The following is a 14,862-nucleotide window of genomic DNA, read 5'->3' on the forward strand; positions in this document are numbered from 1 at the left end:
CAAGGGACCTGTCTAATTCGGCTGACGATCTTTATCCTGTGGTTTGACGATCTCCGGGCGCTGGTTTTTGTACTGCATCGGCGTGCGAACGAGGATCTCCCACATCGCCTTGACATTGAGCGGCACGAGCGGCCAGAGATAGGGTCGCGTGATCGATTTGGTGCGCATGAGCAACACAAACCACAGCACGATGGCGCCGACGAGCCCATACCAATCGAGAAAGGCGACCGCCAAGATGAAAAACAGCCGGGTCAGCCGGTTGGCCATCGCCAACTCGTAACTCGGCGTCGAGAACATGCCGATCGCAGCCACCGCCATGTAGAGGATCGACTCGGGCGAGAACAGCCCGACGCTGACCGCTATATCGCCGATCAGCACCGCTGCGATCAAGCCCATCGCGGTCGCGAGCGGTGTCGGCGTGTGAATCGCAGCCATTCGCATCATGTCGATCCCGACATCTGCGAGCAGAAACTGCAGGATGATCGGAATCGCCCCCACATCATCCGGCCCCAAAAAGGCGAACGATTCGGGAAGCCATTCGCGGTGGATCAGCGTAAACAAGATCCACAGGGGAATCAGAAAAATCGACACAAAGATGCCGATGAACCGCACCCAGCGAATGTAGGCACCGACCGCCGGGTTTTCCCGAAACTCCTCCGCGTGCTGCACATGGTGAAAGACGGTCGTCGGCGTGATCATCACGCTCGGAGAAGTGTCCACATAGATCAGCACATGCCCTTCCAGCAGGTGGTTGGCTGCCACATCGGGACGCTCCGTATAGCGGATGACCGGATACGGGTTCCAGTTGTTGCGCTTGGTCAACCATTCTTCGACCGACTTCTCCGCCATCGGCAACCCGTCGACGTCGATCTTTTCCAAGCGGGTCTTGATCTCGCGCACCAGCTCCTCATCGGCCACATCCTGCAGGTAGGCGACGCAGACGTCCGTCTTCGAACGCTTGCCGATCTGCATCGTCTCCATGCGCAGCCGCGGGTCGCGGATTCTGCGCCTTGTCAGCACGGTGTTCTGCACGAGCGTCTCAACAAATCCATCGCGCGAGCCGCGCACGACGCGCTCCAGCTCCGGCTCTTGTGGCGTTCGCGCCGGATAGCTGCGCGCATCGACGATCAGCGCCTCCTCATAGCCGTCGATCAAGATCGCCGTCTGACCGGACAGGATGGCGGTGATGATCGTGTTGGTCTTGCTCTGCTTTTCCACTTGTGTGTGCGTGAGATAGGTCTGGATCAGCTTTTCCAGCGTATCGACCGCCAGCTTCTCCCGCTTTATGGTCGCAAGCAGGCGCAAGATATCGTCTAAGATCCCATCTTTGATAAACCCGTTGACGTAGAGCAGACAAAAATCGTGACCAGCAAACTGCATCTCCCGCTTGATCATGTCGTAGCTCTCGCCGATGCCGAGCACCTTGTCAAAAAACTTCAGATTCTCCGCCAACTTTTTCTCCAGTTGCAAATCCTGATCGGCCGGTGGGATATCAGTGTTCGTCATGATTCGCGGCATGCTCATATCCACTCCGTTTCATGATTTCTAAGATGGCCGCCTTGGTGATCGGGGCTCCTTTCAAAAAGTGATCCTTTCCCTGCATCTTGCCGATATCCCCAACGCCGATGATCATCGGGACATCGCAGTTGGAGAGCACATCGACCGTATCGCCATAGACCACTTTTTCCCCATCGTGAGCGGGCAGACCATCCTTGTCCACCGCTTCCTCGACCTTGCGACAGTTCTGATCGATCGAAAAGTCGACCTGCACGCCATCGACCATCGGCGTGTTCGATGCGACGGCGATCGCGCCGAGCACATCGATTCCCGGGTGGTTCACCACATGTTCCAGCGCCTGTTCTCCGTAACCAAAGTCTCCGTTGCCATTATCATCAAACATGACCAACACCGGATCATGCTTCGCATGCTGAATCAGCTTGACCAGCTGTTCACCATTTAGCGGGCTCGGGTTGCCAGAAGAGCGCGAGATCACGCGGCAGCCGACTTCGGCCGCCACCTTCTCGACCGCTCTTCTCGCAACTTGGTCACCATCTGTGATCAGTATGACCTTTCGCTTCCCCATATCAGATCGCTCACCCCTTCGGTTTAAACAAGAGTGCTGCAAAAAAGGAAAAGACGATCGCCGCCGACACACCTGCCGATGTGACTTCGAAAATACCAGTGATGATGCCGACGATCCCATGCTGCTCCGCCTCGGCCATCGCGCCGTGCACCAGTGCATTGCCAAACGAAGTGATCGGGATCGACGCTCCCGCTCCGGCCAGCTCGATCAGCGGCTCATACAGTCCAAAGCCATCGAGAACCGCCCCCAAGACGACGAGCGCGCTCATCGCGTGTGCAGGTGTGAGATTGGTCAGATCGATCAACAGCTGTCCGACCACACAGATCAGACCCCCGATCAAAAAAGCGTAGAAAAAGGTCATATCCATCTTAGTCCCACCGCCCTCTCTCGATGACGACCGCATGGGCGACACATGGGATCGACTCCCCTTGCTGCGTGGAAAGCGGGGAGAGCAGAGCTCCTGTCGCACAGATCAGCATGCGGTTGAGCTCGCCTCGCTCCATGCGCTTCAGCAGATGTCCATAGGTGACGACCGCGCAGCAAGCGCAGCCGCTCCCGCCAGAGAACACTTCCTCCTGATCGGGATCGAAGATCAGAATCCCACAGTCTTTGAACAGGTCGCCGAGAAACAGCCCCGCTTTTTGCTCCAGCAGCTCCGCTGCGATCTTGTGACCGATCCGCGCCAGATCACCGGTGACGATCAGATCGTACTCCTCCGGCTTCCGACCGGTGTCCTTCAGATGTTGAGCGATCGTATCGACAGCTGCCGGCGCCATCGCCGGCCCCATCTCAAACGGCGACTTCACGCCCAGATCGACCACCTGCCCGATCGTGGCGTGGGTGATGCGCGGCCCCTCGCCCGCCTTGCCGACGATCGCCGCTCCCGACCCGGTGACCGTACACTGCGCCGAGAGCGGCTTCTGCCCTCCGTACTCGGTCGGGTAACGGAATTGCCGCTCCGCCGTCGAATGATGGGAAGCGGTGCTCGCCAGCGCATAGTTGGCATACCCCGCATCGACAGTCATCGCCGCCAGCGCCAGCGACTCCATCGAGGTCGAGCAAGCGCCAAACAGCCCGATGAAAGGAGTTGCCAAAGTGCGAGCAGCAAAGCCGGATGTGACGATCTGATTGAGCAGATCGCCCGCATAGAAGATGTCGATCTGATCCGCCTTCAGGTGCGCTTTGCTCAGCGCCGTCTCGCACGCTTCTTCCATCAAACGCCGCTCCGCCTTCTCCCACGAACCCTGCCCGAGATAGCTGTCCTGGTGCACCATATCAAAATCATGCCCGAGCGGACCTTGCCCTTCCTTCGGGCCGACGACCGTGCCCGTCGAGATCAAGACGGGCTGTGACGCAAACTCCCACGTCTGCTTCCCGATCAAGCCCATGAGCGACTCACCTCCTTTGACTAGGATCAGATCACCATCTTGATGATCTGCTTGACGAGGGCGATGACAAAGGCGGACACCACGCCGAACACGATCACCGGGCCTGCGACTTTAAACATCTGTCCGCCGACCCCGAGCACGATCCCTTCGCTTCTGTGCTCGATCGCAGCCGAAGCCATCGCGTTCGCAAATCCGGTGACCGGGACAGCCGAACCTGCACCCGCCCATTGTCCGATCCGATCATATACGCCAAAACCTGTGAGCAGCACGGAGAGAAAGACCATCACCGCAACGGTCGGATTGCCGGCCGACTTTTGATCGAAATCAAAGAAGTGGATAAAAAATTTTTGTACAAACTGCCCGAGCAAACAGATCGCGCCCCCGACCAAAAAAGCGCGAACCGAGTTGGAAAACACAGGGCGCTTGGGCAAATGCTTCTGTGTGATCCGTTTATATTCAAGCTTCTCTTTGGGACCCTGTTGCATCGCTCAACCCCTCCTCGTTGACGATTCCTTCCTACCGTAGTCCTATTCTGCCAACCGAAAGCCTGCGCTATGAACGAAAAAACAGGCACCTTTACCAGAAGGTGCCTGCCGCTTTCATACGCGTTTTGCGTTTGTGATCCGCTCGTATTTGATCGCCGTCTGTTCCCACCAGACATACCCGCCCGCACTGACGGCGAGCAGGGCCAACAGGACAGCAACCCACAGCACTCTGCGCTTGGTCGTTCTCAACTTGTCCACCCTCCTATCACCTCGCCGTTGCCTTTCGATAGTATGGGGCAGAATTGCAGAACTTAACCCAGTTGTTCGCGAATGATCTGCAGAATCTTTTTCTCCAGACGAGATACCTGCACCTGCGAGATGCCGAGCACTTCGGCGACCTCCGCCTGCGTCTTGTCCCGGAAGAAGCGCATAAAGACGATCAAGCGCTCCCGTTCGGGCAGTCGAGCCAGCGCGTCGTGCAACGCCAGCTTATCAAACCATTTGTTTTGCGACTCATCGGAGATCTGATCCATCAGATAGATCGGGTCGCCATCATTTTCGAAGACTGTCTCGTGGATCGAAGCGGGTTGCCGCATCGATTCGAGCGCAAAGACCACCTCGGTCGCTTCCATGCCCATCGCTTCTGCCACCTCATTGATATGTGGCTGGCGGTTGAGCTTCTTGGCAAGCTCGTCGCGAGTGCGACGCACCTGCCGCGCTGTCTCCTTCAGCGAGCGAGACACTTTGACTGTCGAATCATCGCGCAAGAAGCGTTGAATCTCCCCGATGATCATCGGCACCGCATAGGTGGAAAAGCGCACATCGTACGAAAGATCGAACTTGTCGATCGCCTTCATCAGACCGATGCACCCGATCTGAAACAGATCGTCCGCTTCGTAGCCGCGATTGAGAAAGCGCTGGACAACCGACCAGACGAGGCGCTGGTTGGAGACGATCAGCGCCTCGCGGGCATCATCATCGCCAGATTGCGAGCTTGCGATCAGACCTTTGACCTGCTCGTCCGTATACTTTTGGTGCGGGGCAGTTTTTTCCATCGCCATCCTGCTCTCTCCTAGTGGCTGGCGACAGAAGGACTTTTCAGACGCTTGACCAGCCTTACTCGGGTGCCCACTCCGGGTTGGCTCATCACTTCGATCGCATCCATGAAGTTCTCCATGATCGTAAAGCCCATGCCTGATCGCTCCAGCTCCGGCTTGGAGGTGAACAGCGGTTGGCGCGCCTCTTCCACATCTTCGATCCCGCGCCCGCTGTCCTCGATCACAAGCTCGATCGTCCCGTCGATGATCTTGCAGGAGATCGAGACCTGTCCGTCCTGCTCCTCATAGCCGTGGATGATCGCGTTGGTCACCGCTTCGGAGACGACCGTCTTGATCTCCGTCAACTCCTCAAGCGTCGGGTCGAGCTGCGAAACGAACGCTGCGACAGACACGCGCGCAAACGATTCATTTTCTGATCGAGACGCAAACTTCAGCTCCATGAAGTTTTGCATTTACGCCACCCCCGTCTCGGCCAGCGCCTGCGATTCGGTCGGGTAGATGCGCAAAATCTTCAGCATCCCGGAAAGTTCAAACAGCTTTTTCAGTTGATCGTTCACCGAGCAGAGCGCCATGCGCCCTCCTGCTTGCGTCACCCGCTTGTAACGCCCCAAGATCACGCCCAGACCGGAGGAATCCATAAAGCTCAGCTGCTCTAGGTTCAAGATCAGGTTTTCTGTCGCACTGCGATCAAGTTCTGACTCTACCTGACGGCGCACCATTTCTGCTGTATGATGGTCAAGCTCACCCGCCATCCGCACGATCAGGGTGACACCTTGAACTTCTGTGGAGATCTGCATCATCTCGTACCTGCCTCCTTGAGGAAGAAATTGCTGTCTAGCCCCTATTTCTACCGAGGTCAAACCGATTCCTGCCCCTCGACAAAACAACTGTTTAATCGTGAAAAGAAGCCATTTTTCGCGAGGTTCGGGGCGGTGAAATAGGAAACGGCCCACCCTGATTCCCCTCTTCCAGCCCACCAGCATTCACGAATTGCATTCATGAATTACCATTGTGGTCAAAGCGAGAGCGAAATAAACGATGGACCGTTTTTCTTAGCGCAATTTAGGAAGCACACTCTGGAAGAGCCTGTCGATCGCTTCATTGGAGAGCGGGCCCTGCACCCGCTGAACCACCCGCCCCTGCGCATCGAGCAAAACGGAGGTCGGGATGACGAGCACCTGATATTGATCGGCCACTTTGCCTTCCAGATCGAGCACATTTGGATAGCCAACTTTAAACTTCTTGAGAAAAGCTTGCGAAACGGACGGTGCGTCTCGGTCGGCCAGATTGACGCCGAAAAACTGCACCTTGTCCTGATACAGATGGGACGATTCAACCAGGTCTTTCATCTCCATCCGGCAAGGCGTACACCATGAAGCCCAAAAGTTGAGCAGCACCGGCTTGCCGCGAAAATCGCGCAACCTGTGCGAATTGCCGCGATGATCGAGCAGCTCGAAGTCGGGAGCGATCTCTCCTGCCCACAGCCCGACCCGCGCGAACTCTCCGTCTGCCAGTGCGAGGGGCGACAGGCTGATCAGCAAGAGCGATGCGATCGCAAAGATCAAAAAACTGGCGAGCTTCCAACGATTCCCCACAAGCATCCTTCCTTTCCGCCTTCTACCAGAAAGGATGCCCCACCGAGCAAAATCGAACTCCTCGGTCGCGCTCAGATGTCGTCCGACGCGATCGCCCGATGCAGCGCGATCTGCACCTGGTGATGGATCACCTCATAGCCCCCGACGACAAACCCGTGCACGCGGCGCCCCCGCTTCCGCGCCTGCCAGCCGATCAGATGCTCCTCGACGGGGGGTGGCAGGCGATCGGCCCGCGTGAGCAAAAGCGGTGTCAATCGACCTCGCCTCGACAGCGCGGCCGATGCGGTTCCGATCGGCCACAGCTCAGCTGGCACCACGGCGATCGCGCCGCTCTCGGCCAACTTTTTTCCGAAGCCGCTCTTGCGCCCGCCCTGATGCAGCTTGGCAAATTCAACACTCGTCTCGTACCCGTCGCGGCCGGCGACCCAACCATCGATCTTTGCGCCCAACCTCCGCACCTCACGCTCGACCGTCCCGGAGAGATAGCGGGCAGGTGCGACCACGATCAGTTTCGTGCGTGGGCGCTGGTGCAGAAAGCGCACCGCCATCTCTGACAACCCCCGCTCTGAGGCGAAGAGGATCGGGATTCCCGAGGCGGCGGCAAAGCTGCCAGCGGCGACCCCTCCGCCTTTCGGATCGACCGAGACGAGCAGCGCATGCGACCCCTCAAGCACCCCTTCGCATTCGGCAATCTTTCCTAAAGTATCTGCTAGATCTTGGCCCAGCAGATGCCAGACGGTAAAACCGAGAGCGGCCACATCATGCAAAACATTCGCGTGCATCGCACCGATCACGATCACCTGAGCGGGCAGGCCTCTGCCCAGCGGGGACAGGCGCAACAGCTCGCGGGAGACGTCCTCTTCCAGACGCTCACCTTCCGTAAACAGCATCACCGCAGCAAACGGGTGATGCATCAGGCGCGTCGCCCCGAGCGCCACCGGATAGCAGTCGGGTCGAGTTAAAAGCACCGCGTTCGGCCTGCTCGCAGGAAACACCGTTTGCGCGATGCCGATCGCGGCGCTCTTCGCCGTCGAACCGACGATGCGGGTGGTCAAAATTGTCGACGCCTGTCGAAAAAGAGGATGCCAATGTTCGTACACCTGAACCCCCCTCTCTGGGCAGATCGATTCTTCTTTACACATTCTATCTAAAACTTATGCAGTGAATCTGGCACTCTTGACTGGACAGTTAACGGTCAAGATGGTATATTGATCAGGAAATGTGTATAAGCTATATAACATTTAAAACGTGTTTTTCCTTGATGAATTGATTTTATCAGGTATTCCTTTCTTTTCGACGCTATAGTACAATAAAACTATACAGCATAACTAGATTTAGGGTGGGAGGGAACCCAAATGCCTACGTCTTTAGGACAGAAAATTAAAGAACTTCGAATCATGAAGGGTCTCACTCAAAGTGACCTCGGCTCCGGCATGGTCACCCCGAGTATGATTTCACAGATCGAAGCTGACAAAGCGAATCCATCTCATAAATTGCTATGCGCTATCGCAGAAAAACTTGAGACTTCGGTCGACTACTTCCTCTCTGACATGCAGACGAAGCTTGAGCAGACGAGCACTTACAAGCTGGCGAAAGCGTACATGGAAACGGGCGAATATGAGAAAGCGATTTCGTTGCTTGAAGAACTTCTCGACAATCCGGCGCCGCATCTGCAGTTGACCAACATCTCGTTTGATCTGGCGAACTGCTACCTGCATGTCGAGCAGTTTGAGCGTGCGACCGAACTGTTTGAAGATGTTCTTGACGGGGCGATTCGTGCTGGCGAGCACAACATCGCAGTCTTGGCACTGAACAAGCTCGGCGTGATCCAAATGCGCAAGGAAAACCTCTTGCTCGCACAATTCCACTGGAAGAAGGCGTATCAGGTGCAGTCCCGTTCGGAAGGAATCGACGTCTCGACCAAAGCGTTTGTTATCACGAACCTCGGAATGGTTAATTTGAAACTCGGTGAATATAATGACGCACTTAAATATTACACCGAGTCCTACCACCTGTTACAAGGTACAAATTACCTAAAATTGATCGGTGAGACGTACAACGGTTTGGGACACGCGAACAAAGAGCTGAAGAACTACAAAAAAGCGGTTGAGCACACGCAGGATGCGATTGCGATCTTCAAATCTCTGAACCTGATCAAATCGTCCTACCACTGCAAAGTGAACCTCGCGATCATCAAAGGTGATGAGGGCAAAATCGATGAAGCGCTGTCTCTGCTCGAAGAGAGCATGGAAGGCTTCACCGCACACGGCAACGATTTTGACATCGCGAACGTGCACAGCGAGTTTGCTCGCATGTTGCTGAAAGAAGACCGCTTCAAAGATGCGGAAGCGCACTGCAAGCAATCTTTGGAGTTGCTTGAGCCAGGCATCCGCGAAACCGCGTTCCTCTATCGCACGTTGGCGAAAGTGGAACTGGGCCTCGAAGAGTTTGAAAACGCGATCGAGTATGCGGAAAAAGCGATCGAACTGTTCCAAACGTATGACATGATCGGTCAGCTGACCAAGTCGTACGCACTGCTTGGCGAGATCTACAAAATGCAAGGCGACTTCTTGTCTGCCACCGAATCTCTGCAAAAAATGCAAAGCATCGTCGAGTCCAACCTGCGCGAGCGCGTGCTGGTCATGTAACACCTTTGCAAAAAGCCCCCTGTTCTGCAAGCAGCATCAGGGGGCTTTTTGTCATCCGAACGTCTATGCAAAAGTGCTGCGAATTCGATGATCACAAAAGTACAACGATGCACACGATGCTAGATTCCTTGACTTCATGAAAATGGTATGGTAGAGTCTGGTTAGTTAAAAGTGAAAGGGTGACCTTAGTCCGATGATCTACTAATCCTATTCCAACGCAAAAACTCGTAATCTAACGAATTTTTTTGGATGGGGTCAGTGTGTGGACTTACATATATTCAAGAAGAGAATTGCTTCCCTGATGTGGAGTTGTCTTTCTTTTTGTCTCTATGCCTACCTCCTGTCCAGAATGTGGATCAGGTGGTTTTTTGTTTTACCGTTTTCCCGATTGCGCATTTCAACTGTTTGCATGCATTCGGTTATACTAGTTATCATCTATACTGGTGAATGGTATAGATAAGGAGGATGAGAACTTGAGCACTGCCACAACGTCTGCACCCCCAGCTTCTCCGGAGCTTGGGAATTTGAAGCGACTTCCGATCTTGATTTCACTGATTATCGGGGCGTTTTTCTCGATTCTAAATGAAACGCTGCTGAATATCGCGTTTCCCCAGCTGGTGGTCGAACTGGGCGTATCTCCGTCGACCCTGCAATGGCTGGCGACAGGCTATATGCTTGTTGTCGGCGTGCTGGTTCCTGCTTCCGCTTTGCTCGTCCAATGGTTTACGACGAGACAAATGTTCTTGGGCGCGATGATCCTGTTTGCCATAGGTACGCTCATCTGTGGGATCGCGCCACAATTTTCGTTCCTGTTGTTTGGTCGTTTGTTACAAGCTGCCGGGACCGGTCTGATGCTGCCCGTCCTGATGAACACGATCCTCGTGCTATATCCCCCAGAAAAGCGCGGCGCGGCGATGGGGAGCATCGGGCTGGTCATCATGTTCGCTCCTGCGATCGGGCCTACGCTCTCCGGCCTCATTCTGGAGTCTTTGCAATGGCGCTGGCTGTTCTTCCTGGTGCTGCCGTTCGCCATCTTCTCCATCGTCTTCGCATCGATCTATTTGAAAAACGTGTCCACGCCGACAAAGCCGAAAGTAGATGTGTGGTCGATCATCTTATCGACGATCGGCTTCGGCGGCATCGTCTATGGCTTCAGCAGCTCCGGTGAAGGAAATGGCGGCTGGTCCAACCCGGAAGTCTACGGAACCGTTCTTGTCGGCGGGATCGCGCTTCTGCTGTTCACGATCAGGCAATTGCGACTGCAAGAACCGCTGATGGATCTCCGAGCATTCAAGTTTCCGATGTTCTCACTGACCACCATCCTGTTGATCATCATGATGATGACGCTGTTTTCAACGATGACGCTCCTGCCCTTCCTGTTCCAAGGCGCGCTTGGGCTCACCGTATTTGCATCCGGGCTTTTGATGCTGCCAGGCAGCCTCCTAAACGGGCTGATCTCGCCGATCACCGGCAAGCTGTTCGACAAATTCGGACCGCGGGCGCTGGTGATCCCCGGCTCAGCCTTCCTGGTCATCATCATGTGGTTTTTCACGCAGGTTTCGGCAGATACTTCCAAAATGACCTTCCTGATCTTGCACATCTGCATGATGGTGTCCATCTCGATGATCATGATGCCTGCGCAAACGAACGGGTTGAACCAACTGCCCCCACGTTACTACCCGCACGGGACGGCCATTCTCAACACCTTGCAGCAGGTAGCTGGCGCGATCGGCGTCGCTTTCTTCATCAGCGTCATGTCATCAGGTCAGCGCAACTTTTTGGAGCAGTCATCCGATCCGACTGCACCGCTCCAACTCGCGCAGGCGATGGTTGCTGGCGTGCACAACGCTTTTGTGATCGGCTTTGGCTTTGCTGTGCTCGCCTTAGTGCTTGCGCTGTTCTTGAAACGCACGCAGCAGGCGAAAGAATAGGATTACGGCAAAAGGGCCGGATCGATCCCCATCAGGATCGATCCGGCCCTTGTTGTTTATCCAATCAGGCTACATCATAGCCTGCGTCTTCGATCGCAGTGCGCAGCTTGTTCAGATCGTATTTGTCAGCATCATAGGTGACGCCAACAGTCCCCTGCTCAAGGTTGACATCGACCGCTGCAGCGCCCGCCTCTTTCAGTGCGCTTTCCACCGCGCTTTTGCAGTGACCGCAGGACATGCCCGATACATTAAACGTGAACGTGCTCATGTGAATTTCCTCCTCATTCTCCTGTTTGTCTATATGCTTTACGCATCGAGTTTGACGCGTTTCAGCCGCAGTGCATTTAAGACGACAGATACTGAACTGAACGCCATCGCCGCACCTGCCACCCAAGGCAACAGCAGGCCGAAAGCGGCGATCGGAATCCCGACCACATTATAGGCGAGCGCCCAAAACAGGTTCTGTTTAATATTGCCGATCGTGGCGCGCGACAGTCGGACCGCTCGCACCACACCTTCCAGATCGGCGCCCATCAAGGTCACATCTGCCGCCTCGATCGCCACATCGGCACCTGTGCCGACCGCGATTCCAACATCGGCCATCACCAAGGCGGGAGCGTCATTGATGCCATCGCCGACCATCGCCACGGTGCTCCCCGCCCCTTTGTAGCGTTTGACAGCAGCCGCCTTATCTTCTGGCAACACTTCTGCCAACACCTCGTCGACGCCAACTTGCGCCGCGATCGCTTGTGCGGTCCGCAGATTGTCGCCGGTGACCATCACCACCTTCAGCCCCATTCGCTTCAGGCTGTCGATCGCTTCCTTCGATGTCTCTTTCACCGTGTCGGCCACCGCGACCAGCCCGGCGACCGCTCCCTCGACGGAGACGATCATCGCCGTTTTGCCCGCTGCTTCAAGTTGCTCCATCATCTGTTCGATCGAAGCGACATCGATACCTTCCTCGATCATCAATCTGCGCGTGCCGATCAACACGGTGCGAGCGTCCACAACCGCCCGAACACCGCGGCCGGTGATCGCCTCAAACCGCTCCGGGTCTTCCAGATCGCCCAATTCGGCACCCGCTTGAACGATCGCCGTCGCCAGCGGATGCTCGGACAGCTTTTCCGCGCGGGCAGCCGTTCTGAGCAGATCGTCCTGCGACGCCAACTGCTCCCCGATCACCAGCAGATCGGTCACGGCAGGTTTCCCTTTGGTGATCGTCCCTGTCTTGTCGAGCAGGATCACATTCACTTTTTGCAAATTCTCCAGATGTTCCCCGCCTTTAAACAGAATTCCGTTCTCTGCCCCCTTGCCCGTGCCGACCATGATCGACGTCGGCGTGGCGAGTCCGAGCGCGCAAGGGCAGGCGATGACCAGCACTGCTGTCGCGTTCATCAGCGCGATGGTCAGCGCATCGTGCAGACCGCTTTGCAGGAAGAAATACCAGATGATAAAGGTGAGCAGTGCGATGCCGACCACGATCGGAACGAAGATGCCGGAGATCACGTCAGCCATGCGTTGAATCGGCGCTTTCGATCCTTGCGCCTCTTCGACGACGGTGATGATCTGCGCAAGCGCCGTCTCCTTGCCCACCTTCTCCGCTGTAAAGCGCAGCGCCCCGTTTTTGTTGAGCGTCGCCCCGAACACTTGATCGCCCGGGTTTTTATCGACCGGAATCGACTCACCGGTCAACATCGACTCATCGACTGAGGAGACGCCTTCAAGCACAGTGCCATCGACCGGAATCTTCTCCCCCGGACGCACCAGCACCACATCGCCTGCGATCACATCCTCGATCTTGACTTCCAGCTCGCGACCTTCGCGCACCACTCTCGCCGTCTTCGCCTGTAGATTCATCAGCTTTTTGATCGCATCGGACGTTCGCGACTTGGCCAGATGTTCGAACAGCTTGCCGAGCAGGATCAGCGTGATGATGATCGCGCTCGTTTCGAAGTACACATGATGCTCACCGCGCAAAATCATCCACAGCGAGTAGAAGTAGGCGGCCGAAGTGCCGAGCGCCACCAGCACATCCATGTTCGCGCTCTTGTTGCGCAGCGCTTTGAACGCCCCGACATAAAAACCAAACCCTGCCACAAACTGAATCGGGGTTGCCAGTGCCAGCTGCACCCACGGATTCATCAGGAAGTCGGGCGCGATCGACACGCCGAGCATCTCAAACATCACCAGCAAGAACGGCAGCGATAATATGGCGGAAAAGATCAGCATGCCGATCTGGCGCTTCTTCGCCTTCTCTGCCAGTTCGTTCGGTTCTCCAGCTTGCTTCTCGACCAACTCGCTCGCACCGTATCCGAGCTTCTCGATGCGCATGATGATCGATTGCGGAGTCAGCTTCTCCTGATCAAAGGTGACCGTGGCGCGCTCCATCGTCAAATTGACATTCGCATCTGCCACGCCTTCCATCTTGCCGACCACTTTTTCGATCCGTGCGGAGCAAGCTGCACAGGTCATACCGCTCACCTGAAGCGTTACTTTCTGTTCACTCATCTTTCTCACTCCTTTCTTGGGTCACCTATTTGGTGAACATCCGGATCACATCCATCAGCTCTTTGATGTGCTCCTCTCCGCCACCCGCTTGAACTGCATGGGTTACACACCCGCGCGTATGCCCTTCGAGCAGCTTCAGGCCGATGCGGTGACTGGCCGACTTGATCGCGGTCAACTGCACCAAAATGTCGATGCAGTAACGATCTTCTTCGATCATCTTCTGCACGCCGCGAATCTGGCCTTCAATCTTTTTCAAATCGCGAATCAGAGCCTCTTTGTTGCGCTCAGCACGATGTTCCATATCAACCATACCCCCCTATGGTATATAAAATACTCCAAGGATGAGGAAATGTCAACCTTTCTTTTCGAAAGAGAGGAAAATTCGGGCATACAAGCGATCTTTAAAGCACCATCCGCTTGCCAATCCTCGTAGTTTCTTAGCAATCTCGAAGTAAAATCCGTGCGGTAGACTCCCCTACCCCCTACCCGTATGTGAAAAGAATTATCCGCCAGCCTTCATCGCCATCGCCATCGGCATCGCCATCGCCATCGCCATCGCCATCGCCATCGCCATCGCCATCGCCATCGCCATCGCCATCGCCATCGCCATCGCCATCGCCACTTGCCACTTGCCACTTGCCACTTGCCACTTGCCACTTGCCACTTGCCACTTGCCACTTGCCACTTGCCACTTGCCACTTGCCACTTGCCACTTGCCACTTGCCACTTGCCACTTGCCACTTGCCTCTTGCCACTTGCCTCTTGCCTCTTGCCTCTTGCCTCTTGCCTCTTGCCTCTTGCCTCTTGCCTCTTGCCACTTGCCACTTGCCTCTTGCCTCTTGCCTCTTGCCACTTGCCACTTGCCACTTGCCACTTGCCACTTGCCACTTGCCACTTGCCACTTGCCACTTGCCACTTGCCACTTGCCACTTGCCACTTGCCACTTGCCACTTGCCACTTGCCACTTGCCTCTTGCCTCTTGCCTCTTGCCACTTGCCACTTGCCACTTGCCACTTGCCACTTGCCACTTGCCACTTGCCTCTTGCCTCTTGCCTCTTGCCTCTTGCCACTTGCCTCTCACGCACCGGCCCGGTTACCCTTTGGCAGCACTCACCAGGGTCGCTTCTTCACATATGGTCTGTAAGCGCAGGATGGTTGATACGAGC

At 55.7% G+C, this 14,862-nt stretch carries 17 protein-coding genes; 2 read left to right on the plus strand and 15 right to left on the minus strand.

Features of this window, described 5'->3' with window-relative positions; genetic code table 11:
* Positions 1 to 12: 12 nt before the first annotated feature.
* The 11 genes from ACFSOY_RS02325 to ACFSOY_RS02375 form a co-directional block, all read right to left on the minus strand.
* Entirely contained in the window at positions 13 to 1,506 is a 1,494-nt protein-coding gene (locus tag ACFSOY_RS02325; protein ID WP_386043915.1) for a spore germination protein, read from the minus strand.
* The gene (spoVAEA, locus tag ACFSOY_RS02330; protein WP_386043916.1) at positions 1,493 to 2,083 is read right to left on the minus strand and encodes a stage V sporulation protein SpoVABEA; all 591 of its coding nucleotides are present in this window, start codon (positions 2,081 to 2,083) and stop codon (positions 1,493 to 1,495) included. Before spoVAEA ends, ACFSOY_RS02325 begins: the two co-directional genes overlap by 14 nt.
* A 10-nt stretch (positions 2,084 to 2,093) precedes the next feature.
* On the minus strand, positions 2,094 to 2,444 hold the full coding sequence (gene spoVAE / locus ACFSOY_RS02335) for a stage V sporulation protein AE (protein WP_386044461.1): 351 nt from the start codon (positions 2,442 to 2,444) through the stop codon (positions 2,094 to 2,096).
* A 7-nt stretch (positions 2,445 to 2,451) separates the two neighbouring features.
* The gene (gene spoVAD / locus ACFSOY_RS02340; RefSeq protein ID WP_386043917.1) at positions 2,452 to 3,471 is read right to left on the minus strand and encodes a stage V sporulation protein AD; all 1,020 of its coding nucleotides are present in this window, start codon (positions 3,469 to 3,471) and stop codon (positions 2,452 to 2,454) included.
* A 26-nt stretch (positions 3,472 to 3,497) separates the two neighbouring features.
* Positions 3,498 to 3,956, minus strand: coding sequence for a stage V sporulation protein AC (gene spoVAC / locus ACFSOY_RS02345; protein ID WP_386043918.1), 459 nt, complete (start codon positions 3,954 to 3,956; stop codon positions 3,498 to 3,500).
* Between the two features lie 114 nt (positions 3,957 to 4,070).
* Positions 4,071 to 4,205: a hypothetical protein gene (locus tag ACFSOY_RS02350; RefSeq protein WP_386043919.1), complete on the minus strand. Its 135-nt coding sequence runs from the start codon at positions 4,203 to 4,205 to the stop codon at positions 4,071 to 4,073.
* A gap of 62 nt (positions 4,206 to 4,267) precedes the next feature.
* Positions 4,268 to 5,017, minus strand: coding sequence for an RNA polymerase sporulation sigma factor SigF (gene sigF / locus ACFSOY_RS02355; RefSeq protein WP_386043920.1), 750 nt, complete (start codon positions 5,015 to 5,017; stop codon positions 4,268 to 4,270).
* A gap of 11 nt (positions 5,018 to 5,028) precedes the next feature.
* Entirely contained in the window at positions 5,029 to 5,466 is a 438-nt protein-coding gene (spoIIAB, locus tag ACFSOY_RS02360) for an anti-sigma F factor (RefSeq protein ID WP_386043921.1), read from the minus strand.
* The gene (gene spoIIAA / locus ACFSOY_RS02365) at positions 5,467 to 5,814 is read right to left on the minus strand and encodes an anti-sigma F factor antagonist (protein WP_386043922.1); all 348 of its coding nucleotides are present in this window, start codon (positions 5,812 to 5,814) and stop codon (positions 5,467 to 5,469) included.
* A gap of 252 nt (positions 5,815 to 6,066) precedes the next feature.
* Positions 6,067 to 6,609 carry a TlpA family protein disulfide reductase gene (locus ACFSOY_RS02370; RefSeq protein WP_386043923.1) on the minus strand — a complete coding sequence of 181 codons (543 nt, stop codon included), beginning with the start codon at positions 6,607 to 6,609 and terminating at the stop codon, positions 6,067 to 6,069.
* Positions 6,610 to 6,680: 71 nt separating this feature from the next.
* Positions 6,681 to 7,709: a hypothetical protein gene (locus tag ACFSOY_RS02375; protein ID WP_386043924.1), complete on the minus strand. Its 1,029-nt coding sequence runs from the start codon at positions 7,707 to 7,709 to the stop codon at positions 6,681 to 6,683.
* A gap of 255 nt (positions 7,710 to 7,964) precedes the next feature.
* Between ACFSOY_RS02375 and ACFSOY_RS02380 the strand changes: the two genes are divergently transcribed.
* Together ACFSOY_RS02380 and ACFSOY_RS02385 are read left to right on the plus strand one after the other, a co-directional pair.
* On the plus strand, positions 7,965 to 9,257 hold the full coding sequence (locus tag ACFSOY_RS02380) for a tetratricopeptide repeat protein (RefSeq protein WP_386043925.1): 1,293 nt from the start codon (positions 7,965 to 7,967) through the stop codon (positions 9,255 to 9,257).
* Positions 9,258 to 9,781: 524 nt separating this feature from the next.
* Positions 9,782 to 11,188: an MDR family MFS transporter gene (locus tag ACFSOY_RS02385; RefSeq protein WP_386044463.1), complete on the plus strand. Its 1,407-nt coding sequence runs from the start codon at positions 9,782 to 9,784 to the stop codon at positions 11,186 to 11,188.
* Between the two features lie 64 nt (positions 11,189 to 11,252).
* Here ACFSOY_RS02385 and ACFSOY_RS02390 read toward each other — a convergent pair whose 3' ends face one another.
* The 4 genes from ACFSOY_RS02390 to ACFSOY_RS02405 form a co-directional block, all read right to left on the minus strand.
* The gene (locus tag ACFSOY_RS02390) at positions 11,253 to 11,456 is read right to left on the minus strand and encodes a cation transporter (RefSeq protein ID WP_386043926.1); all 204 of its coding nucleotides are present in this window, start codon (positions 11,454 to 11,456) and stop codon (positions 11,253 to 11,255) included.
* 38 nt (positions 11,457 to 11,494) lie between these two features.
* On the minus strand, positions 11,495 to 13,696 hold the full coding sequence (locus tag ACFSOY_RS02395; protein ID WP_386043927.1) for a heavy metal translocating P-type ATPase: 2,202 nt from the start codon (positions 13,694 to 13,696) through the stop codon (positions 11,495 to 11,497).
* 25 nt (positions 13,697 to 13,721) lie between these two features.
* Positions 13,722 to 13,997, minus strand: coding sequence for a metal-sensitive transcriptional regulator (locus ACFSOY_RS02400; protein WP_386043928.1), 276 nt, complete (start codon positions 13,995 to 13,997; stop codon positions 13,722 to 13,724).
* 201 nt (positions 13,998 to 14,198) lie between these two features.
* Positions 14,199 to 14,777 carry a hypothetical protein gene (locus tag ACFSOY_RS02405; protein WP_386043929.1) on the minus strand — a complete coding sequence of 193 codons (579 nt, stop codon included), beginning with the start codon at positions 14,775 to 14,777 and terminating at the stop codon, positions 14,199 to 14,201.
* Positions 14,778 to 14,862: the final 85 nt, after the last annotated feature.

The organism is Tumebacillus lipolyticus (assembly GCF_042682745.1).
Lineage (GTDB): Bacteria > Bacillota > Bacilli > Tumebacillales > Tumebacillaceae > Tumebacillus_A > Tumebacillus_A lipolyticus.